The 22,037-nt window shown below is 59.4% G+C and carries 20 protein-coding genes, 3 tRNA genes and 1 riboswitch; of the genes, 20 read left to right on the forward strand and 3 right to left on the reverse strand.

The window, feature by feature from the left end; all coding sequences use genetic code 11:
- The first annotated feature begins 189 nt into the window (after positions 1-189).
- The 9 genes from ACED87_RS03625 to ACED87_RS03665 all read left to right on the forward strand — a co-directional run bounded on the left by ACED87_RS03625 (position 190) and on the right by ACED87_RS03665 (position 7,701).
- The gene (locus tag ACED87_RS03625; protein WP_321104046.1) at positions 190-1,215 is read left to right on the forward strand and encodes a DUF559 domain-containing protein; all 1,026 of its coding nucleotides are present in this window, start codon (positions 190-192) and stop codon (positions 1,213-1,215) included.
- Between the two features lie 237 nt (positions 1,216-1,452).
- Positions 1,453-1,525, forward strand: a tRNA-Gly gene (locus ACED87_RS03630).
- A 49-nt stretch (positions 1,526-1,574) separates the two neighbouring features.
- A tRNA-Cys gene (locus ACED87_RS03635) sits at positions 1,575-1,648 on the forward strand.
- Between the two features lies 1 nt (position 1,649).
- A tRNA-Val gene (locus ACED87_RS03640) sits at positions 1,650-1,721 on the forward strand.
- A 308-nt stretch (positions 1,722-2,029) separates the two neighbouring features.
- The gene (locus ACED87_RS03645) at positions 2,030-3,265 is read left to right on the forward strand and encodes a CapA family protein (protein ID WP_449082804.1); all 1,236 of its coding nucleotides are present in this window, start codon (positions 2,030-2,032) and stop codon (positions 3,263-3,265) included.
- Between the two features lie 125 nt (positions 3,266-3,390).
- Positions 3,391-4,272 carry a cytochrome gene (locus tag ACED87_RS03650; RefSeq protein WP_449082854.1) on the forward strand — a complete coding sequence of 294 codons (882 nt, stop codon included), beginning with the start codon at positions 3,391-3,393 and terminating at the stop codon, positions 4,270-4,272.
- Between the two features lie 23 nt (positions 4,273-4,295).
- Entirely contained in the window at positions 4,296-4,946 is a 651-nt protein-coding gene (gene def, locus ACED87_RS03655) for a peptide deformylase (RefSeq protein ID WP_449082805.1), read from the forward strand.
- 38 nt (positions 4,947-4,984) lie between these two features.
- On the forward strand, positions 4,985-5,911 hold the full coding sequence (locus ACED87_RS03660; RefSeq protein WP_449082807.1) for a methionyl-tRNA formyltransferase: 927 nt from the start codon (positions 4,985-4,987) through the stop codon (positions 5,909-5,911).
- Positions 5,908-7,701, forward strand: a complete 1,794-nt coding sequence (locus ACED87_RS03665; protein WP_449089615.1) for a transcription antitermination factor NusB — start codon at positions 5,908-5,910, stop codon at positions 7,699-7,701. Before ACED87_RS03660 ends, ACED87_RS03665 begins: the two co-directional genes overlap by 4 nt.
- Before the next feature lie 157 nt (positions 7,702-7,858).
- On the opposite strand, the gene ACED87_RS03670 is transcribed toward ACED87_RS03665, so the two are convergent.
- Positions 7,859-9,205 carry a Na+/H+ antiporter family protein gene (locus ACED87_RS03670; RefSeq protein WP_449089616.1) on the reverse strand — a complete coding sequence of 449 codons (1,347 nt, stop codon included), beginning with the start codon at positions 9,203-9,205 and terminating at the stop codon, positions 7,859-7,861.
- 166 nt (positions 9,206-9,371) lie between these two features.
- On the opposite strand from ACED87_RS03670, the gene rpe reads away from it, so the two are divergent.
- Both rpe and ACED87_RS03680 read left to right on the forward strand, forming a co-directional pair.
- A complete protein-coding gene (rpe, locus tag ACED87_RS03675) occupies positions 9,372-10,037 on the forward strand; it encodes a ribulose-phosphate 3-epimerase (RefSeq protein WP_449082855.1) in 666 nt (221 codons plus the stop codon).
- A 6-nt stretch (positions 10,038-10,043) separates the two neighbouring features.
- Positions 10,044-10,841: a hypothetical protein gene (locus tag ACED87_RS03680; protein WP_449082812.1), complete on the forward strand. Its 798-nt coding sequence runs from the start codon at positions 10,044-10,046 to the stop codon at positions 10,839-10,841.
- A gap of 18 nt (positions 10,842-10,859) precedes the next feature.
- Here the strand turns inward: ACED87_RS03680 and ACED87_RS03685 are convergent, their stop codons facing one another.
- Entirely contained in the window at positions 10,860-11,168 is a 309-nt protein-coding gene (locus ACED87_RS03685; RefSeq protein ID WP_449082814.1) for a hypothetical protein, read from the reverse strand.
- A 124-nt stretch (positions 11,169-11,292) separates the two neighbouring features.
- A complete protein-coding gene (locus tag ACED87_RS03690) occupies positions 11,293-12,663 on the reverse strand; it encodes an MFS transporter (protein WP_449082816.1) in 1,371 nt (456 codons plus the stop codon).
- Between the two features lie 221 nt (positions 12,664-12,884).
- On the opposite strand from ACED87_RS03690, the gene bioA reads away from it, so the two are divergent.
- From bioA to ribH, 9 genes are all read left to right on the forward strand, one after another.
- Positions 12,885-14,246, forward strand: a complete 1,362-nt coding sequence (gene bioA / locus ACED87_RS03695; protein WP_449082818.1) for an adenosylmethionine--8-amino-7-oxononanoate transaminase — start codon at positions 12,885-12,887, stop codon at positions 14,244-14,246.
- A complete protein-coding gene (locus tag ACED87_RS03700; protein WP_449082819.1) occupies positions 14,243-15,382 on the forward strand; it encodes an aminotransferase class I/II-fold pyridoxal phosphate-dependent enzyme in 1,140 nt (379 codons plus the stop codon). Before bioA ends, ACED87_RS03700 begins: the two co-directional genes overlap by 4 nt.
- A gap of 12 nt (positions 15,383-15,394) precedes the next feature.
- Positions 15,395-16,561 (forward strand): cytochrome P450, encoded by a 1,167-nt coding sequence (locus ACED87_RS03705; RefSeq protein WP_449082821.1) that lies wholly within the window; start codon positions 15,395-15,397, stop codon positions 16,559-16,561.
- Between the two features lie 2 nt (positions 16,562-16,563).
- Complete coding sequence (bioD, locus tag ACED87_RS03710) at positions 16,564-17,328, forward strand: dethiobiotin synthase (RefSeq protein WP_449082823.1); 765 nt, start codon at positions 16,564-16,566, stop codon at positions 17,326-17,328.
- A gap of 16 nt (positions 17,329-17,344) precedes the next feature.
- A riboswitch (FMN riboswitch) is annotated at positions 17,345-17,476 on the forward strand.
- Between the two features lie 143 nt (positions 17,477-17,619).
- Positions 17,620-18,330 (forward strand): nicotinamide riboside transporter PnuC, encoded by a 711-nt coding sequence (pnuC, locus tag ACED87_RS03715; protein ID WP_449082825.1) that lies wholly within the window; start codon positions 17,620-17,622, stop codon positions 18,328-18,330.
- A gap of 3 nt (positions 18,331-18,333) precedes the next feature.
- Positions 18,334-19,380 (forward strand): bifunctional diaminohydroxyphosphoribosylaminopyrimidine deaminase/5-amino-6-(5-phosphoribosylamino)uracil reductase RibD, encoded by a 1,047-nt coding sequence (gene ribD / locus ACED87_RS03720; RefSeq protein WP_449082827.1) that lies wholly within the window; start codon positions 18,334-18,336, stop codon positions 19,378-19,380.
- A gap of 144 nt (positions 19,381-19,524) precedes the next feature.
- Positions 19,525-20,838: a 3,4-dihydroxy-2-butanone-4-phosphate synthase gene (ribB, locus tag ACED87_RS03725; RefSeq protein WP_449082857.1), complete on the forward strand. Its 1,314-nt coding sequence runs from the start codon at positions 19,525-19,527 to the stop codon at positions 20,836-20,838.
- Positions 20,828-21,451, forward strand: a complete 624-nt coding sequence (locus ACED87_RS03730) for a GTP cyclohydrolase II (RefSeq protein ID WP_449082829.1) — start codon at positions 20,828-20,830, stop codon at positions 21,449-21,451. The genes ribB and ACED87_RS03730 overlap by 11 nt, the downstream gene beginning before the upstream one ends.
- 90 nt (positions 21,452-21,541) lie before the next feature.
- Positions 21,542-22,012: a 6,7-dimethyl-8-ribityllumazine synthase gene (ribH, locus tag ACED87_RS03735; RefSeq protein ID WP_449082830.1), complete on the forward strand. Its 471-nt coding sequence runs from the start codon at positions 21,542-21,544 to the stop codon at positions 22,010-22,012.
- The last annotated feature ends 25 nt before the right edge of the window (positions 22,013-22,037 follow it).

Raw genomic sequence — 22,037 nt, forward strand, 5'->3', positions numbered from 1 at the left:
AAGCCCCGGTTCACTGAACCGGGGCTTTTCTCTTGCCCTCTCCAAGTAGGCGCTGCCCAGAATCCCGAGTATTTGACTGAAAACGGGGGTTCACCCTGCGAGCGTGCGTCATATCGCCCAGCGTGCACTTGCCTGCCGCACGCTGGGCGATATGACGCACGCTCGCTAAGAAGAGGTAGCCATCAGAGTGTGGAAAACTTTGGTTTCAGCCCAAGACTTTTCAGAAAAATACAGGGGTTATCCACAGTGTCGCTGAAATGTTTAGAAATAAACCATACCTGCTGCATCAGGTTTCACAATAGCGCTATGGAAGAACTAAACAAGAGGGTCAAAACCTCACAAGAACTTGCCGCACAAGGTATCTCGCACACACGCGTCCGCACCTACTGTGCACAAGGCACCTACACCAAAATCGCCCCCAACAGCTACTGCTTAACCCAAGAATGGGCCACCCTGAACCCAGAACAAAAACTAAAAGTTCGCCACTATGCCTTTAGCAAAAACCACCCAGGCTATGTGCTGAGCCATTCATCAGCGGCACTCTTTTGGGGCGCGCCCTTGCTCAACCTGCCCGGGCAGATCTGGGCTAGTGTGCCATCGGCACATATCAGGTCAAGGGTGCCCCACCATAAGATTTTTTCTAACCGGCCAGCAGAATGCGGCAGTGCGCTACTTCATCACGGGGTTTATCTGACTGACCCAGCCCAGACGGCGGTGGACTGTGCCCGTTCTCTACCTCTGATTGAAGCATTGTGCATCGTTGACTACCTGCTTCACAGCAAACTTTGCTCATCAGCAGCACTCCAGCAGGCACTCACCCAGGTGACAGGGCGCGGGGCTGCTCGAGCACGTTGCGTTGCACAACGAATGAGTAGACATGCTGCTTCTCCTGCTGAAACCATCGCTAGAAATCACATAATTGATTGGAATTTTCCCCGGCCGAAAGAACAGGCTGCATGTGTAGTGAAAGGCAGGGTCTATCGGCCAGATTTCCTGTGGGAGGAGCTGATGCTCATCTTAGAAGTTGATGGCGCTGTGAAATATGACGGAACCTACGGTGAGCCAGTTGAAGTAATACAGCAGGAGCATCTGCGGCAAAGGGAACTTGAACAACTTGGCTACACTGTGGTGCGTGTGAGGTGGAGTGACCTCACTCGGCACCCTGAGGTTCTTAAGGATTTGCTCATGCGCCATGGCTTGAAGCCTGTTTCTTAGAATCAAGCTCAAGAGCTTTACCGAGCGTGCGTCATATCGCCCAGCGTGCACTTGCCTGCCGCACGCTGGGCGATATGACGCACGCTCACGAGTTAACAAGCCTGGGGAACGGGCCGCCGGGTGCGAGGCCGTCTGGTGCGAGGCCGTCTGGTGCGAGAGCGTTGCTGCTGAGGCGGGTGGTCTGGGGAAGGGATCTGGTTGAAAGTTCATTCAACACCGTGTATAGTAATGCGAGTTGCGGTTGTAGCTCAGTTGGTAGAGCACCACCTTGCCAAGGTGGATGTCGCGAGTTCAAGTCTCGTCAACCGCTCTCACGAAAACAACTCGTTTTCGCATCTCAGGCTTAGGTCTGAGCGTGTGGTGAGGTGGTCGAGTGGTTAGGCAACGGTCTGCAAAACCGTGTACGCGGGTTCGAGTCCCGTCCTCACCTCCACGCGCGATTGGCGCAGCGGTAGCGCACTTCCTTGACATGGAAGGGGTCACTGGTTCGATCCCAGTATCGCGCACGCATGGTATGCGGGCATTGTGGCCACTGGTTCTCACCAGTGACCACTCCAGGAAATTTTTATTTCCTCGCCAGCTCGGAAAATTTCCTTCCGTCTAGTTCGATCCCAGTATCGCGCACACAGAAAAGCTCCCTAGCTCTACGCTGGGGGGCTTTTTCGTGCACCCGCAGAATCTGGCGGGGGAGGGGGAGAGAAGCAGGGACCAGGTTCTTCAAGCCCCTACAGCTCACCATCAAGTAATAAACGCCTGCCCCAGGGGGCTTTTAGGTAGACTGAGCTGATAAATCCCCCAACTAAAGGACCCCACCATGCGCCGACACCTGCTCTCATTTCTCTGCCTATCTGCCCTAGCCCTAGCAGGGTGCGGGGCGCAGGAAGGCAACCCCCAGGTGCCAGGGCAGGGCGGGGCGGACGCAACCACCCAGCAGGGCGCACAGACCCAGGTGACCACAGACGAGGGTGCACAGGCCAGCCGTGCAGGGGCCCTAACCGCCTCAGCAGCCGGTGGTGCCTGCGGTGAGAACGACTGTGTTTCCCTGCTCTTTACCGGGGACTTCCTCATGCACAATATGCTCTGGGCTCAGGCTAAAGCCGATGCGGCCGCCCAAGGTAAAGACGGTATGGACTTTGGCCCCCTCATGGCAGAACAAAAAGCCTATATTGAACGGGCTGATCTTGCTGTTTGTCAGATGGAAACCCCCGTCAGCGCCCCCGATGAGCAGCCTTCTGGCTACCCGGCTTTTAACGTGCCCCCGCAGATTCTCACGGCCGCCGCTGAGGCTGGCTGGGATGTCTGCATGACCGCCTCTAACCACTCCATTGATAGGGGAACTGCTGGGTTGGAGCGAACCTACCGGGCTGTTGAGGCCGCCGGTATGGGCGTCACCGGCACCAACCTCACTGAAGAAGAGGCAAGCCAGCCCGATATTTTTACTACCGAAAACGGGGCTAAGGTTGCTATTATCACCGGAACTTATGGTCTCAACGGCAACCTGCCAGAGGCTGACTGGCAGGTCGATATGCTCGACACTGAGACCATGATTGCCAAGGCAACCCGTGCCCGCCAGCAGGGTGCTGACCTGGTAATTGCTAATATCCACGCCGGTGATGAGTATGTGCATGAGCCTAACGCCCAGCAGGTAGAGGTGGCCCATGCACTGGTTGATTCAGGTGAATTTGACATGATTGTGGGCCAGCACGCCCACGCTGTGCAGCCTATCGAAAACTATCAGGGCACCTGGATTGTTTACGGCATGGGGAATAACCTCACCGAGCTTTCACCCACCTATGTGGCTAATAATGAGGGCATCATGGTTAACCCCATTTTTGAGCGGGACGCGGACGGCAACTGGCAGGTGCGCGATTTGCGGTGGGTTTCTAGCACTATCGTTGATACCCCGGCCTACCGTTACTGCGTTACCTCCCCCAGCCGTCCTGAGAGTAACTGCCTTGATGAGGGTTACGCCCAGCAGTCTAATGCCCGGGTTCAGCAGATTGTTGAGTCTATGGGGGCTGCTGAGGCTGGGGCCCGCCAGTGGGACTAGGGTAAGCGGTCTAACCCCTTGGGCCTCTCGTGCGATAGGGGCCTGGTGCGTATAATCGATAGAGCGCCCGGTAAGCTGTGAAGGCTTGGCGCTTTTCGATTTTCCCCCGACGTCAGGACGAGCGCGTGACCACACCCATGCTAGCGTCAGCAACCGACCACGGTCGCATGTACGCGCGCACACTGGGTGGGGAGCTACTTGTTCCTTCTATTACCACGGTGATTGGGCAGCAGGCTCATGACCTTTCAGGCTGGCACGGCTATATGGCTGCTAGGGCTGCCCTTGAAGATCAGCGTTCCTACCGGGCCTCTAGCTCAGCGGGGCTTAAATTTGCGGTCATTCGGGACGCTGCTGCCGCCTCAGAACGCTACCGTGATGCAGCGGCGGCGCGGGGCGATCGCGTCCATAACTATGCTGAGCAGGTGGCCCTGCGCGCTATGGGCCAGCCCCACGAAGTAGAAGGGCACCGGGAGAATCTCATTGCCCATGGGGAACAGGCCTATGCTGACCGGTTTGATGAGTGGTGGGACCTCTACCGGCCCCAACCGTTGGCTACTGAGGTCACGATCTGGAACGAGACTGTTGGCTACGCTGGCACCCTCGATTTAGTGGCTGATATTGCCGGGCACACCTGCATTATCGACTACAAGACTAAGGGCACCGACCGTAAAGGCAGGGTTAAACCCCTTGACGATAAGGTTGTGATGCAACTGGTGGCCGGGGTCAAGGCAGAAGAAGCCCTCATTGATGCTGAACATGGCAGCTGGGAGCCCTGGAAGCATGGGGGTGCCAGTATTCTGATGGGCGTTGCCCTGGGAGAAACTCAGGTGGTGCCGCAACAGGCCAACCCTCAGGTGCTTGAACGTAACTGGTACAAGTTTTGTGCCCTCAAACGGGTCTGGGATCTTAACCGTGACCTCTCAGAAACCCCTGAAGATTCCCTGATGCCGGTGGTGCCGCCCCCGCTAGCTGCCGGTACAGATGTTCCTGACGCGGCGGCGTCCTAACCTCACTGACGAGAAAGAGAAGCATGACTATTTTGCCCATTCGCACCGTAGGCGACCCTGTGCTGCGTACCAAGTGCGACGACATCACCGTATTCGATGCTGACCTTGAAAAACTGGTGGCTGACATGCTTGAAACCATGCATGACGTTGAGGGTGTTGGTCTTGCCGGGCCCCAGGTGGGTATTTCTAAGCGAATCTTTACTTTCGGCAATATTGATGGCCGGGAGGGGCACATCATTAACCCCGTGCTTGAGGTGGGGGAAGAACCCCAGGAGGGCGGTGAAGGCTGCCTGTCTGTGCCGGGCTTATCTGCTGCTACTCCGCGTAAGAAGTGGGCCCGTGTGACCGGGGTGAACTGTAAGGGTGAGCCTGTGGTCTATGAGGGTGAGGGGCTTTTTGCTCGTATGCTTCAGCACGAAACTGACCACCTTGAGGGCATGATGTATATCGACCGGGTTGAGGGTGAAGATAAGAAGAATATTTGGCGTAAGATCCGTCAGGCGGACTATAACCAGGTAGCTGCTGCGGTGCAGGGGGAGCGCGCTGCAAAGACTTCCTCTGGTTTTGGTGCCTTGGGTGGTTCCTTCGGTGCGGTAGGCACCCAGCCGGGCGGGGCTCAGCAGACTGCCGCTCAAAAACGTACCGCTCAAAAGCCTGGTGCTTTTGGTATCTAAACCTGCTGGTTTGTTGACGTGTAATGGAAAGGCGAAGCATGAAGGTTCTCTACGCTGGCACCCCTGAGGTTGCCGTGGCACCCCTGAACGGTTTACTAGAGGCAGGCTATGAGGTGGTGGGGGTTCTGACCCGTGAGGACGCTCCCGTCGGGCGTAAGCGGGTGCTTACTGCCTCCCCGGTGGCAGCCCGTGCCCAGGAGCTGGGTCTGCCTATTATCAAGGCTAACCGCTGGTCTGATGAGGTTGCGGACGCTGTCGCCTACCTGGGTGCCGATATTGCGGCGGTGGTGGCTTTTGGCGTCCTTTTGCCGCAAAGTGCCCTGGATTTGCTGCCCTTAGGGTGGATTAACCTGCATTTTTCTCAGCTTCCTGCTTGGCGTGGGGCTGCACCTGTGCAGCGGGCCCTGATGGCAGGGGAGAAGGAGATTTTCTCTAACACTTTCCGCATTGATGCCGGGTTAGATACTGGCCCGGTCTTCCGCTCAGAATCAGCTGTGGTGGGGGAGCTGGACACTGCCGGGGATATGCTGCACCGCCTGGCTTCAACCGGTGGGGCTCTGCTGGCTGCAACCTTTGACGATATTGCGGCCGGGGCTACCGGTACTGTACAAACCGGCCCAGCTAGCCATGCCGCTAAGCTCACTATTGCTGACGGTAAGGTTGATTTCGCTCGCCCTGCTGCTGATATTATCGCCCAGTTGCGCGGGGTGACTCCTGAGCCTGGTGCCTGGGCAGAACTTGATGGTGCCCGCTTCAAACTGGGTATGGTCAAGGCCCTGGATGCTGAGCCTGTGGGGGAGCCTGGCACTCTCTTTTGGGCTGGTAAGAAAGTGGCTGTCACCTGCGCTGATGGTGCCCTCGAACTGACCCAGGTGCAACCTGCGGGTAAGAAAATGATGAATGCCGCCGACTGGGCGCGCGGTCAGGGTGCGGCCCTGGCAGAACAGAAAGTGGTGCTGGTATGAGCATGAATGCAGGCGGACACGGCACAGGCGGGCGCCCTCACGGCGGTAAGGGCCGTGCCGGGGCGAATAAATCTGGTGCTAACCGGGCTGGCCAAGGCCGAAGTGGGGCCCGTAAGCGTGATGACCGCCCCCAGCAGGGGCAGGGCGGGGGAACCCCCAATCCCCGCGGTTCACGTGGGAACCGCAACCCCGGTGGTGAGCCTGAGGCTAAGCGCGGCGGTGGGGGAGAGACCCGCCGTAACGCCAAGGGGCATGAGCGTAACCGCAAATCGGTCAAAGATAGGGCTTTTTCGGCTTCTGCTCCTTCCCAGCGTGCCCGCACCGCAGATAGTGCCCGTGCTGTTGCCTTTGAGGTGCTGAGTGCTGTTGCCTTAGAGGACTCCTACGCTAACCTGGTGCTCCCCAAGGCTATTCGTGCTGCCCGGCTTGATGCCCGCGACGCTGGTTTTGCCACTGAGCTCACCTACGGCACCTTGCGGAACCAGGGCACCTATGATGCGATTTTGGCTCATTGTGTGGACCGCCCGGTAGAGAAGATTGGTACCAAGATTCTGCTGGTGCTACGCCTGGGCGTGCACCAGCTGCTGGCCATGCGGGTGCCTGACCATGCGGCACTCAACCAGACGGTTGCTCTGGCTCGTGCCGCTATTGGAACTGGCCCGGCTAACTTTGTGAACGCTGTGTTGCGCAGGGTTTCTGAGCGCACCCCGGAGAGCTGGTATGCCCTCATCGCTGAAGAGGCCCCCGACGAGCTGACCCGCCTGGCTTTGGAGAAGTCTCACCCTGCTTGGGTGGTTCGTTCTTTCCGCCAGGCCCTGGCAGCGCACGGGCGTACCCCCGGTGAGGTTGAGGCTCTGCTGGATGCTGATAATCTCTCGCCCGTGGTGAACCTGGTGGCTCTACCCGGTGTGGGTAACCTGGATGAGGCTTACGCCGCAGGTGCTAAGGACGGCCCGCTGGTAGAAGGCTCAGCTCTCTACTCGGCAGGAGATTTGGCCCGGCTCGAATCGGTGCGTGATGGTGTGGTTCGTGCCCAGGACGCCGGCTCCCAGCTGGTTGCCCGGGCTCTGGCTGCTGCTCCGCTTGAGGGCAGCGACAGCAACTGGCTTGACCTGTGTGCTGGCCCCGGTGGTAAGGCTGCCCTGCTGGGTGCCCTGGGTGTACAGCGCGGTGCCCGCCTGCTGGCTAATGAGGCTGCTGAGCACCGGGCCGAACTGGTACGCCGCTCCTTGGCCCCGCTACCGGCGGGCTCTTACTCGGTGGTCGCTGGGGACGGGCGCCAGATTGCCCGCACCCTGGCTGAGGGGAAGAACCTGCCTGAGAGCATGCCTGCTGGTGTGCTCTTTGACCGTGTGATGGTTGATGTTCCTTGCTCTGGCCTGGGCGCATTACGCCGCCGCCCTGAGGCCCGCTGGCGCAAGAGCCCCCGCGATATTGCTGAGTTGCTGCCTCTACAGCTTGAGCTCTTTACAGCTGCTGCTTCGGTCACCCGCCCCGGCGGCCTGATTGCCTATGTGACTTGTTCACCGCACACGGCAGAAACCCAGAGCATTGTGCACGATATTCTCCGGAAGGTCGATGTGACCTTGTTGGATTCCGGGGCCGCCTTACGGGCAGTTGCCCGGGTCGATGAGTTGGGTGCCTCCGTCCTGGCCGGTGACCGTGACCCGGCCTTCACCCCGGAAGCCCCTAAGGGGGTAACCTTAGCTGATGGGGCGAGTACCGCTCAGCTTTGGCCGCATGTTCACGGCACTGATGCCATGTTCTTCGCCCTTTTCCGTAAGAACTAGCTATCGCGAAGCCTAGCTAGAACAGCGGGCATTGGGCTTGAGCTAATAGAGCCTGAAAAAAGAAACGGTGTGCCCCAAGAAAAGGGGCACACCGTTTTATTGTGTCGAGCGCTCAACTGGTGCACTCAACTGGTGGCCAGTGGTAGGGCTGGGCTGATTAGAGAACCATAGCCGCTACCCACCCAGCAATCAGCAGGGGGATGTTGTAGTGGATGAAGGTGGGAATCACTGAATCACGGATGTGATCGTGCTGCCCATCAACATTCAAACCAGCGGTGGGGCCCAGGGTAGAATCTGAGGCCGGTGAACCGGCATCACCCAGGGCACCAGCGGTACCGATGATAGAAACAGTGGCCAGGGGTGAGAACCCTAGGGCCAGGCAGAGGGGCACATAGATGGTGGTGATAATGGGCAGGGTTGAGAAGGAAGAACCAATACCCATGGTCACCAGAAGACCAACAACGAGCATGGCCATAGCTGCAACGGACTGGTTACCAGCAAAGAGGTCTGAGACGGTGGTGACCAATGGGTCAACGTCCCCGGTGGCGTCCATAACAGCGGCAAAACCCTGGGCTGAAATCATGATGAAACCAATCAGCGCCATCATGCGCATACCGGCGGTAAAAACGTCGTCTGCTTCTCTCCACTTGACGGCACCGGTCACCATGAAAATGGTCAGACCCACCAGGGCACCTACGAGTAGGGAATTAGCTTCGGTGCCTATGGTTTGCATAATGACCTGCACCAGGAAGGTGGCGATGATAGCAACAATAGCGACGATAATCTTAAACCGGCTGACCTGGGTAGGTGCAATTTCTGCGGGGGTGATTTCGAACCCCTGGTAGGTGCGGGGCTTGCGGTAGCTAAAGAAGACAGCAATGAGCAAACCTGCAACCATGCCCAGGGCAGGGATGCCCATGGCCTGCATGACGTCGATGTTGCTGGTGTCCATTCCGGCGCGCTCAATATTGCCCAGCAGAATGTCGTTCAGGAAGATGGCACCGAAGCCTACAGGAACGTACATGTAGGTGGTGACCAGACCGAAGGTGAGCACACAGGCGATCAGGCGTCGATCCAGTTTGAAGCGGTTGAAGACAGCTAGCAGGGGCGGAATGATGAGCGGGATGAAGGCAATGTGAACCGGGATGAGGTTCTGGGACATAACCGACATCGCTAGAATTCCAGCTAGCAGCACCCATTTGACGGTAAATTCGATGCGCTGGTTGGCCGCCGTGCTTTCTGAGCCAACCTTGTTAATGATGCCATTGGCGATGAGCTGGGGCAGGCCCGAGCTTGAAACTGCCATGGCGAAGGCGCCGAGCAGGGCGTAGGAGAGCGCTAGCATAGCACCGCCAGAGAGGCCCTCCTGGTAGGCGACCATGGTGCCATCCAGCCCGCCTACAAGACCACCTACGAGAGCTCCAATAAAGAGTGCGAGGACGACGTGTACGCGTGCTGCGGAGAGGATGAGCATGACCAGGACCGCAAGCAGAACCGAGTTCATAATTTTCCTAACCTTTGAATAAATATGAGTAAATTCTAGCTTTTGAGACCTTTTCTCAGCTTGCTGAGGCTCGGATATTAAGGTGTGATAGCCCTTATGCTCTAACCGCTTTTCCGGTGGGAGTCAGTGTAAGGTGGTGGGGGAGTTGACTATGAACGGAGCGCCTATGACCTGCCTAATTAACCCTTCCATTTTGAGTGCCGATTTTTCTCGGCTGGGGGAGGAACTGGCCGCTATCTCAACTGCTGATGCCGCCCATATTGACGTGATGGACGGCCATTTTGTGCCCAACCTGACCTGGGGCTTACCGGTGGTCAAGCGTTTGAAAGAGGTCTCGCCCATTCCCTTTGATGTGCACCTGATGATTGAGGACGCTGACCGCTGGGCCCCTGCCTACGCTGAGGTGGGCTGCGAGTCGGTAACCTTCCACGCCGAGGCCGCTATCGCCCCTATTAAGCTGGCTCGTACCTTGCGTGAGAGTGGTGCTAAGGCTGGTATGGCCTTGCGCCCGGCTACCGGTGTTGAGCCTTACCTGGATATGCTCAGCGAGATTGATATGTTGCTTTTAATGACCGTTGAGCCGGGCTTTGGCGGTCAGTCCTTCCTTGATGTTACTGTGCCGAAGATTAGGCGGGCTGCTGCCGCTCTTGAGGGCTCCGGGGCTGATGTGATTTTGCAGGTCGATGGTGGTATCACTGAAGAAACTATTGTGCGTGCAGCTGAGGCTGGGGCTACTTGTTTTGTGGCTGGCTCTTCTGTCTATGGGGCCGATGATGTTGAAGCTGCTATTGCGGGCCTGCGCCGGGCTGCTGCGTCCACCCACCACCATTAGGAAGATATGACTGAGAAACTTACACCCCTTGAAGAGGCCGACCGTGAACTTGCTCGCGCCCAGGAACTGATTGCTGCCGGGCAGCTTGCTGATGCCTTACCTGCCCTTGAAACTGCTGCGGGCGGTTTTGAGAGTGCCCAGGAGATTTTTGGGCAGATTTTGGCCCTGAAAATTCTCAGTGAGGTCAAGCGGGATATGGGCCATGCTGGCCCTGCCTTGGAAGATGTGCTCCGTGCCCATGCCCTGCTAGCTGATGCTAAGCCTGATGCTGAGCAGCTACCAGATTTTGCGACTGAGGTGGGTTCTCTTCACGCTGAGCTCGGCGACTTTGAGCGCTCTAAAACCTGGTATGATCGGGGTTTGCGCGGCTATGAGGCCCAAGGCAATGCTGAGGGGCAGGCTCATAACCTGGTGGCTCTGGCAGGTCTTGCCCGGCAGGCCCCAGATGAGGCTGCGGCCCAAACCTACCTTGCCCAGGCCTATGAGCTGTATGCGTCCGGTGGGCATAAGGTTCAGCTGATGCATGTGCGTAATGCTCAGGCTCAGGGGCTGCTGGCTACCGGTGATACGGACGCTGCCCGCCCGCTCCTGACGGAGGCCCTTGATCTGGCCCAGGAGCTTGAGGATCATGCTTTCTTGGGTGAGACTTACCAGCTTCTGGCCTTGGTGACAGCCCAGGAAGGGGACGCGGACGCCGCGCAGGGCTATTTGGTGCGTTCTGCTGAGCACTATGCCGCTGCAGGGGATGCTGATAATGAGGCTTTTGTGAAGGAGTTGCTTCAGCGACTTACTGGCCGTAGTTAGCCGTAGAGCTAGCTGTAGTTAGCCTTCGGTGAGCTGCTCTTGGGCTCGTTCTGCTGCCTGCTCGTTACCCATGGAACGGTGGATGGTTGCCAGCATAGTGTAGTAGAGGGTTGCGTCCTCTGAACCTGCCACCAGGACGGGCTTGGTGAGGGTGAGTACGTTCAGAGCTTGTTTGCTCTGGCCTTCTTCTAGGAGTTTCTGGGCGCCTTTGACAGCGCGGGTGACAGCCTGCTGGGGCTTGCGTTTGACGAGGTGGGCTACGGCGCCGTGTTCCTGTTTGAAGGTGGTGTCACGTTTTTGAATGTTGGCGGGTTTTAGCTCGGTCATAGCGTTCTTTCGTGGTGCCAGGGCAGTGTGATGCCAGGGGTATTAATAGGGGTTCCACCCTAGTCTAGCGACTTTGGGTGGAACCCCTGTTTGCTTTTCTGCTCTTGTTGGGCTGGTGGCTCTTTTAGGTGAGCTCTCTGCCGCGGGTTTCAGGTAGGAGCAGGGTGGCTGCTGCGGCGGTGATGAAGGCTGCGGCGAAGACTCCAAAGAGGCCGGGGATGCCGATGTGGGGCATGAGGAAGGGCACCAGCAGCGGGGCGATGATGGAGGCTAGGCGGCCAAAACCGGCTGCGGAGCCTGTGCCTGAGCCGCGCAGGTGCACGGGGTAGAGTTCGGGGCCTACCGCGTAGAGGGCACCCCAGGCACCCAGGTTGAAGAAGGAGAGTAGGCAGCCACTGATAATGAGCATGGTGGTTTCATGGGAGGCCCCGTAGAGGGCTGCGGCTAGGGCGGAGCCGGTGAGGAAGATAGCTAGGGTGCTGCGTCGGCCCCATCGTTCAATCAGCCAGGCGCTGGCTGCGTAGCCAGGTAGCTGGGCGCAGGTCATGATTAGGGTGAAGGTGAAGGAGGTGATGAGGCTAAAGCCCTGCTGGACGAGCAGGGAGGGGATCCAGATGAAGGCACCGTAGTAGGAGAGGTTGATGCAGAACCAGATGGCCCAGAAGGCGGCGGTGCGGCGGCGTAGGGCCGGTGACCAGAGGGAAGTGGCCTTTGCTTCTGCCGTCAGCTGGCCGGTGGTTGCCGGTGGGTTTGCAGGCTGGGGGCGAGTTTTTTCTTTCAGGGCTAGGGGCTTAGAGGCTGCGAAAGAGTTGATGACTTCTTGGGCTTCTGCGGTGCGGTTTTTGCTGATGAGGTAGCGCACTGATTCTGGTAGGCCCAGGCGCACGACCAGGGCGTAGAGGGCGGGGATGCAACCGATGGCAAGGGCCCAGCGCCAGCCGTTTTCTGAGTCGCGCACAATGTAGGTTCCGATGAGTGCTGCCAGGATCCAGCCGATGGCCCAGAAGGCTTCTAGGAGAACGACCATGCGCCCGCGCACGCGCCGGGGTGAGAATTCTGCGATGTAGGTTGAGGCTACGGGCAGTTCAGCACCCAGGCCTAGGCCGATGAGGAAGCGCAGAGCCAGGAGGGCTGTGAAGGTGGTGGCCAGGGCTGAGAGGCCGGTGGCTACACCGTAGATGAGTAGGGTGATGGCGAAGATGTGGCGGCGGCCAAAGGTGTCTGAGAGTTTGCCGCCGACGGTTGCCCCGATGGCCATGCCGATGAAGCCGATGGAGGCGAGGAGGGAGGCGTCCTGGTTGGAGAGCTGCCAGTGGACGCCCAGTGCGGCGATGACGAAGGAGAGCAGGCCAACGTCCATGGCATCGAGTGACCAGCCGATTCCGGTGATGCCGAGGAGTTTGGCGTGTTTGCCGGTGAGGGGCATCTGGTCGAGTTCTTGGGTGAGCTGGTGCTCTGGGGTGGGTGTGGCTGTTGGGGGCCGGTGGGTGGGCATGGGTACCTCGGGTGCGTTTGGTCGGTGATGATAGCTGGTTATGAGGGGCCCAGCCTGTGGGTTGGGCTGACTCTAACCCCTGTTCGACTTTAGCGTGCGTGCTTCTTCTCTGGTGGGCTATGGGGTCTCTTGTCTGGTTTGTGTCAGAAAATGACTCGCCCATGAGGTGCTGAAATTCTCAGATGTGGCAAAAGTGGCTCAAAGTATGCAATATTTGAACAGTGTTCAAAAATGATATTCTTCCAGGTCAAAACCTAGTAACCCGCGACAGAAACCTCCTCTGGCACCCCTACGCCCCCCTCAACACCCGCCCCCTCTACGCCGTCACCGCCGCCCACCGCAGCACCCTCACCCTCCAAGACGAACACGGCAAAACCTACCAGGGGCTAGATGCCATGAGCTCCTGGTGGTGCCAAGTACACGGCTACACCAACCCCCACTTAGACAAGGCCCTCACCCAACAAATCCAACGATTCTCCCACGTCATGTTCGGCGGGCTAACCCACCAACCAGCCATCACCCTAGCCGAAAAACTACGCGACCTCACCCCCGCAGGGCTAGACCACATCTTCCTAGCAGACTCCGGCTCCGTCTCAGTCGAAGTAGCCCTCAAACTAGCCATCCAATACCAAAACGCCCTAGGACGCCCCCACAAAGGCCGCTTCATCGCCCTACGCGGCGGCTACCACGGCGACACCATCGGAGCCATGGGAGTCTCCGACCCCCAAGGGAGCATGCACCAAGACTTCACCCACATCGTCCAAAGCCAATACTTCCTGCCCAAACCCCCAGCAGCCACCTACAACCCCACCACCGACACCTGGTCCGTAGACCAAACCCAACAAACCGCCTGGGACCAAGCCGCCGAAGAATACATCGCCACCCAAGCCCACAAGTGCGCCGCCATCATCGTCGAACCCATCGTCCAAGGAGCCGGAGGCATGCACTTCTACCACCCCCAATGCCTCACCCGCCTCAAAACCTGGGCCGAAGAACACCAACTTCTGCTCATCTTCGACGAAATCGCAACCGGCTTCGGACGCACCGGCAAACTCTTCGCCGCCAACTGGGCCAACGTCACCCCCCACGTGATGACCGTCGGTAAAGCCATGACCGGCGGCTACATGACCCAAGGCGCCGTGATCGTCCACACCGATGTCGCCCACGTCATTAGCACCTCCAGCTACAAGGCCCTCATGCACGGGCCCACCTTCATGGGCAACCCCCTAGCAAGCGCCGTCTCATCAGCCTCCCTCGACCTACTCACCGCAGCCGTACCCACCGAAAGCCACTGGGAAACAAACGTCCCCAGGCTCTCCCAAGCCCTAGCCACCGGCCTAGAACCAGCCCGCCAACTCGAACCCGTCCACGATGTACGCACCCTCGGGGGCATCGGCGTCATCGAACTCAAAAAACCAGTCAAGACAGGAGCAATCATCCAAGCTGCCCTCGAACGCGGAGTCTGGGTCAGGCCCTTCCGCAACCTGGTCTACACCATGCCCACCTACATCAGCACCACAGAAGAACTCGCGCACCTCACCGGCGGGCTGGTAGAAGCCATCAAGGAGGTCTACCCACAATGAACCAGCCTCACGCCCTGAGCCCCCTCCTCACCCAGGCAGCCCGGGTGCGCTCGCGCAGGGGCATAGAACGTACTGCTCACCCTACTGGCCCTCTCTGGTGCGATTTGGCCTCCAACGACTACCTGGGATTATCCAAAGACCCCCGGGTCATTGAAGCTGCCCACTGCGCCCTGGGCACGTGGGGAACCTCAGCCCGCGCCTCCCGCGTCGTCACAGGCACAACCACCGCCCACCAGCAAGCAGAGGACGCCCTGGCGCAGCTTACCGGAACAGAAAGCGGGCTAGTTTTCTCTGCCGGTTACACCGCCAACTTAGCTGTCTTAGCAGCCCTTGGCCGCCCCGGAACCAGCCTGCTCATGGACGAGCATGTGCACGCCTCCTTACACGATGGGGCCCGGCTCTCGGCAGCCTCAGTGACCTTCTTTGAGCACAATAAGCTGGTGCACCTGCGCAACCTCTTAGAAGAACAGGGCGAAAAGCCCAGCATCATTGTGACTGAGGGCATTTTCTCTGTTCTCGGTGATAGCGCCCCGGTGAGGGAGCTACTAGCCCTAGCCACCGAATACCGGGCTGTGCTGGTAGTTGATGAGTCCCATTCCCTCGGTGTTCTAGGGGCAGGTGCAGGTATCTGCCGCCAGGAAGGAATCTCCGGGGCCAATAACCTGCTGATTACCAGCTCTTTAGGCAAGGCTCTAGGCTCTATGGGCGGGGTGCTACTGGGGCCCACCGAGTTCCGGGACTACTTCGTCAATACCGCCCGAACCTTCATCTTCGACACAGCCCTAGCCCCAGCCAACGCCGCCGCAGCCTACCAGGCTGCCCGCATTATCCAGGCTGAAGGCACCGACCTGACCCACCAGCTTTTCACCAAGGCCCACAAGATTAGCTCCGCCTTGAACCTGCAACAAAGCAGCGGGGCCGTGCAATCTCTACCCCTCACCGCAGGCTCACAGCAGGCAGCAAAACTAGCTGGCCAACTCGCCGCTGCCGGAGTATCGGTAGGGTGCTTCCGCCCACCGGCAGTACCCGATGGCATCAGCCGCCTACGCTTTACCGCCTGCGCTGATACAGAACAGACCACTCTGAACAAGGCTCTCGCCCTTGTGACCGAGCTTTTAGAAACCACCACCCTGTAAGGAAAATACGCAATGACAACACAACCTACCTGCCCCTTCCACCAGCTCAAAGACGACTACGGTCTCACCCAGGCCAGCACACCCCTCACCCTGGTCTCTGACCCCGAAGACGTCAAAGAAATTCTAGGGGCACCAGATACCTTCATCCCCGCCAACGCCCTGACCGCAGCAGTAGACCTGAGCCCAGCGTCCTTACGTATCTTGTTGAGCTACAAGTTTGAGCTACCACCCGTTCTGGCCAGCGCCAGTGGCAGCGCCCACCGGCAGGTGCGCTCTACCGTAGCCTCCTTCTTCTCACCGGCGCGCGTGCGGGCACAAGAAGGGGCAGTACGCTGCGCCGTCGCCCGCCGCCTTGCTACCACCAGCACAGAGCCCCAACAGATCACCCGCGCCTTTCACGAACTCTCCCACCAGGTGCCCACCATGCTCATGTGGGAACTCACCGGCGTTAAACCCGAAGTACGCCACAGCATCAACCTCGATGACCAGACCCTATGGGTGCACTCGCTAGATGCCCTCGAACTCTTCTGGGGCTGGCCTGATAGCGAGCGCCAAAAAGAACTAGCCCACAGCGTCGGACAACTCCACCGCACCCTCCGCCAGATGGTCACCCACTGCCAGGGCGACACCAGCTCCCTCTACGGCAAGCTCTTTGACCTAGGAAAAAGTGAGGCCGAGGTAGTTTCCCTGGCCTTCTTCCTAACCGTTGCCGGGCAATTTACCACCACCTTGCTCATCAACAGCATCATGTACTACGCACTGACCGGGCAAAAAGACATCACCCTCACCCAATGCGCAGATGCCGAAGAGGCTAACCTGCTGGTGCGCCGCGTCCTTGAAACCCAGTCCTCGGTTCCCACCTGGCGGCGCGTGGTCGCAGAAGAAACAACCGTAGGGGAGCACACCTACCCGGCCGACTCAGAAATACTGGTCCAACTCTCTGGACGCCCCGCTCACCCCGATAAGCCAGATACCTCCCTCTCCTTCGGGTGGGGGCTGCACCGCTGCCTCGGTGCCCTGCTGGCAGAATCTGAATCGACCTGGCTGATCAACGAGTGGGGCCGGTGGGCCCAAGAAAAGGGCCTCACCTTGCACCATGAGGGTGAACCGCAGTGGATTGACCTGCTCTCCTTCCGCTCAGCCTACGAGCTGAGCATCGGCACCGGTGAAGGGAAATAAGAATGAGCGCCGGAAAAATTATCCATATTGTTGGCACTGATACTGATGTTGGTAAGACCGTAGCAACTGCGGCCCTGGCTGCTACCCTCATCAACCAAGGTAAGACGGTTGCCCTCTATAAGCCCGCCCAAACCGGGGTGCGCCCCCAGGAGATAGGTGATGTGCAGTACGCTGCCGCACTCTCAGGGGCCACACCCTATGAGGGTGCCCGCATGCTCCACCCCATGGCACCGGTTGCTGCAGCGGCACGCGAAGGGAAAACCTTACCGCCTTTGCAAGAGCACCGGGCAAAGGTTGAAGAGCTAGCTGACCAGTACGACTATGTGCTGGTAGAGGGTGCTGGGGGAGTGACCGTAGACCTGGCTGAACCCCTAGAGACAGGGGCAGGCTATGCCAGCCAAAACCAGGCTGATTTGATAGAACTTCTACCCCCGCAGGCGCACACCTTTATCATCGCCAGGGCAGGGCTAGGAACCCTCAACCATACCGCCCTCACCCAGTCCTACCTGTACCAGCGCGGCATAAAAGCCCAGGGCATTATCATCGGCGCCTGGCCAGCCACCCCTAACGAAGTAGAAGAAAGCAACCTACAAGCCCTCACCCAGCAGGACCTGAAAGTAGTAGCTCAACTACCAGCAGGGGCAGGTAAAGGCTTTACGGTCGGTTATGACAAGGTATTACCTTTTGTTGAGCAGGAGCTGACACACTTTAGAAAAAACTCCACCCAGTGGATGGAACATGCGGTGACGGCCCTGGGTATGCCATAATTTTTGTATCAATAATTTCGTGCTCCGGGACCCGGTGAAAATCCGAACCGGCGGTGATAGTCCGCTAATCCTCAGCTCACCAGAGCCAAGGACCTGACAGGTGAAATTCCTGTACCGACAGTACAGTCTGGATGGAAGGTAGCACGAGCAAACCGTACGGTGCCACCTGGCACCTGCCCTACCCGCCAGCCTGGCCCACGTGCGTCCTCACTTCTGAACGCGCGCGGGCCAAGCCACGGCTGGGCACCCTCGATTTGTTCTCCCGGAGCCACTAGCTTTGGGAGTTTTTTCATGGAATTCTTGCGGTGGCTCTTCGACGCTCAAATAGCGATTGGTGACAACCAATCCCTACTGGTGCGCGAAGTCCTTGGCAACATTTTTGGTCTACTATCAGCCCTCGGCGGTATGCGCCGCAAAGTCTGGGCCTGGCCCATGGGCATCATCGGGAACCTACTTCTACTCACCGTCTTCCTCGGTACCCTCTTCGGCTCCACCTACGGCACCGCAAACCTCCTAGGGCAAGCCGGGCGGCAGATCATGTTCATCGCCGTCTCCATCTGGGGCTGGTACCGCTGGAACCAAACCCGCAAAGACAGCACCACCAGTCAGGCAGCAGTGATCCCCCAATGGGCTAGCGGACGCGAACGAATCTTCATGATCCTCTTCATGCTCCTAGGCACCGGCCTACTCACCCCCATCTTTCGCGCCCTCGGCTCCTACGAACCCGTATGGTCAGACGCCTGGATCTTCACCGGCTCCCTGCTGGCCACCTACGGTATGGCTAAAGGCTGGGTCGAATTTTGGCTGGTCTGGGTGGCCGTAGACATCGTCGGTGTACCCCTGCTCTGGTCAGCAGGCTACTACGCCAGCGCCTTCATGTACCTCTTCTACGGGGCCTTCACCCTCACCGGATTCTTCATCTGGTGGCGCACCCGCAACCAAGAAGCTCATAAGGTCCAAGTAGAAACTGCCTTCCCCGACCCCACTGTAGACATCCGCTAACCCATGCAAACCCTCACAGACACCCAAGCCATGGCCCTGGCTCTCACAGCCGCCTGCCATGGGGTGCGCGGAGCCAACCCTCTCGTCGGGGCAGTTATCGTCAACAGTGCCGGGCAGCACCTGGCTACCGGCTGGCACCAAGGCGCAGGCACACCCCATGCCGAAGCCCACGCCCTCGCACAAGCTCAAGCAGCCGGCATCGATGTGCGCGGGGCCCGCATGTATGTCACCCTCGAACCTTGTAACCACACCGGACGCACCGGCCCCTGCTCCCAAGCCATCGCCCAAGCAGGCATCGGCCAGGTCATCTACGCCTACTCAGATACCACAGAACACGCCGCCGGGGGAGCAGCCTACCTGCGCTCACAGGGCATAGACGTGCGCGGGGGTCTGCTAGAGAGCCAAGCCTACGACCTCAACGCCCGCTGGTTTGCAGCAGCAACTGGGCGGCGCCCTTTCATCACCGCAAAAATTGCTAGCTCCCTCGATGGCTACATTGCTGCAGCCGATGGCAGCAGTCAATGGATTACCGGGGCTGAAGCCCGCGCCGACGGGCACACCCTGCGCGCCCGGGCTGATGCCATCATGGTTGGTACCGGCACCCTAGAAGCTGATAACCCCCAGCTCACCGCGCGGACGGATGCCGGGCAGCTAGCAGAAAACCAGCCCCTGCGTGTGGTGGTCGGGGAAAGGCCCCTGCCCGCAGGTAGCCACCTGGGCCAGGCCGTCCAGGCCGGGCAAGCCCTGCACTACCGCACCCGCGACCTAGCTGAGGCCCTCACTGACCTGCACGCCAGGGGTATTAGCCACCTCATGGTAGAAGGCGGGCCCACCCTCATCACCGCCCTAATACGGGCTAACCTGGTCGATGAACTCTACTGGTACCGGGCCCCACTACTCCTCGGGGCAGGGAAACCAGCCCTGGGGGAGCTGGGAATCTCCAGCCTGAGCCAGGCAGGGCGCTGGCAGCTTGACCACCTCACCTACCACCCGGCAGTGCAAACCCTGGGGGCGGACGTCCGCACCCGGCTTGTGCCAGCAAACGAATAGAAACTCGACAAGGTGCGCCCGATAGACGCAGCCGCGTGTGACCCTCTCATGTCTCGCGCCGGGGCGCTGGACATGATTCGTGCCAGCCCCACGCCAACACGCGGGGCTGCGTCTATCGGCCTCACCATCTCACCTAAGGACCTCATGTTTACCGGAATCATTGCCGCCGTTGGCACCGTAGAATCTCTTCAACCTGTGGTGGATAGCTCAGGGCAGGCTGAATCAGCCGTCCTGACCATCAAAGCAGGCCCGCTCATTGACGACCTTGAACACGGCGGCTCCCTAGCCGTCAACGGGGTCTGCCTGACAGCCACCCGCACGCGTGAACTCGCACCGGGCTATTTTGCCGCCGACATGATGGGTGAAACCCTAGGCCGCACCAACCTGGGGCAGCTAAAACCAGGGGACCGCGTGAACCTAGAGCGTTGCATGCCAGCCGGTGGCCGTTTTGATGGGCACGTGGTCCAAGGGCACGTGGACGGGCTAGGCACCGTGGTAAAGGTAGAAGACCACGAATCCTGGCGTACCGTGCGCGTACGCGTGCCCCACGATATGGCAGCACACCTGACCGAAAAGGGCTCTATCACAGTCTCAGGGGCATCACTGACCGTTACCGCTGTCTCCCACCCGCACGCTGATACCCACTGGTTCGAGGTAGGCCTCATCCCTGCAACCTTAGAAGCCACCACCCTCGGTAAGCTAACCGCAGGCGATACCGTCAACCTCGAAACTGATGCCCTGGCTAAGTATGTGCAGCGCATCCTGGCTGTTTCAGGCTCACCAGCCGGGCTAGGTACCACCCCAGCCGGGGGCACCGGCACCTGGCAGCAGCCTACCACCGCCCTTGATTCCATCGAGCAGGCTGTGGCCCACATTGCCCAGGGCGGGGCAGTGGTTGTGGTGGATGACGAAGACCGCGAAAACGAAGGCGATATTATCTTTGCCGCCGAACACGCTACCGCCGAACTCATGGGCTTCACCATCCGCTACACCTCAGGTGTTATCTGCGCCCCCATGAGCGCCGCCCGAGCCGACACCCTGGGGCTACCACCCATGGTCGCAGTCAATGAGGACGCCAAAGGCACCGCCTACACCGTCACCTGCGACGCCCGCGAAGGGGTCACCACCGGCATCTCTGCCGCCGACCGGGCCCGCACCGTCCAGGTTCTTGCCAGCCCCACCTCAACCGCAAGGTGCCTGACCCGCCCCGGCCACGTGCTACCCCTACGGGCCGTAGACGGGGGAGCGCGCCAACGCCCCGGCCACACCGAAGCCGCCGTCGAACTCACCACCCTAGCGGGCCTCTCAGGGGTAGGCGTAATCTCAGAAATCGTCCACGACGACGGCACCATGATGCGCTTTGACGCCCTACGGGCCTTTGCCACCGAACACAAGCTGCCCATGATATCCATCGCTGACCTGGTAGCCTACCTGCAGGAGCATGAGAGTGAACGATAAAAACATTCTCACCGCTAGCAGTGAGCCGGTGCTAGTTCCCACCCCCTACGGTGTATTCGCTGTCTCTGGGTACTCCTTTGCCGATGGCACCGAACACATGCTAGCTACCGCCGTCAGCGCGGACGGGCACCCCACCACCTCCAGGGACCAAGACCAGGACCACCTCGTCCGTATCCACTCCGAATGCGCCACCGGTGACCTACTCGGCTCCTACCGCTGTGACTGCGGCCCACAACTAGAAAAAGCCCTAGCCACCGTCCAAGAACTCGGCGGGTCCGTGCTCTACCTACGCGGGCATGAGGGCCGCGGCATCGGCCTGGTCAATAAGCTACGCGCCTATGCCCTACAAGATGCCGGGGACGACACCCTCGACGCTAACCTACACCTAGGCTTCCCCGCCGACGCCAGAGACTACACCCAGGCGTCCGCCATCTTAAAAGCGGCAGGGCTCACCCGCATCCGCCTACTGACCAACAACCCGGCAAAAGCTGAAGCCCTCACCGAATTAGGCGTGCATGTAACCGGTCTTGTCCCTGATGTGATCGCCCCCCGCCCCGAAAATGAGCGCTACCTAGCTACCAAACGCGACCGCATGCGCCACATCCTCAACTAGGTACCATCTGAGCCAGAAAAACCCATCTAGTTTGTGGTCATTTCTGAATTAGCTGGTACCCACCCCGAACCCAACCCTAAGGAGAACACCATGAGCGGAGCAGGAGCACCCGCCCCCCAACTCAACCCCACCCACACTGCAGGTCTGAAAGTCGCCGTGATTGCGGCGTCCTGGCACACCCAAATCATGGACGGCCTGCTTGATGGCGCCCGCCGCGCCGCAGCGGACGCCGGTATCGAACCGACCATCGTGCGCGTACCCGGCACCTTCGAACTGCCCGTCGCCGCAGCCACCCTGGCCGACAAATACGACGCCCTGGTCGCCCTGGGCGTGGTCATTCGCGGTGGCACCCCACACTTTGAATATGTCTGTGACGCCGCCACCAGCGGCCTGACCCAGGTATCTATTAGCACTAAAACCCCCGTCGGTTTTGGCGTGCTGACCTGCGACACCGAAGAGCAAGGCATCGACCGCGCTGGCCTGCCCGGCTCCACTGAAGATAAGGGCTACGAGGCCATGGCCGCCGCCCTCGAAACAGTGGTGGCACTGCGCGGACTCTAGGCCTGTGAGCTAGAACGTGAAACCT

It is taken from the genome of Rothia sp. 32237D007AR (genome assembly GCF_053544675.1).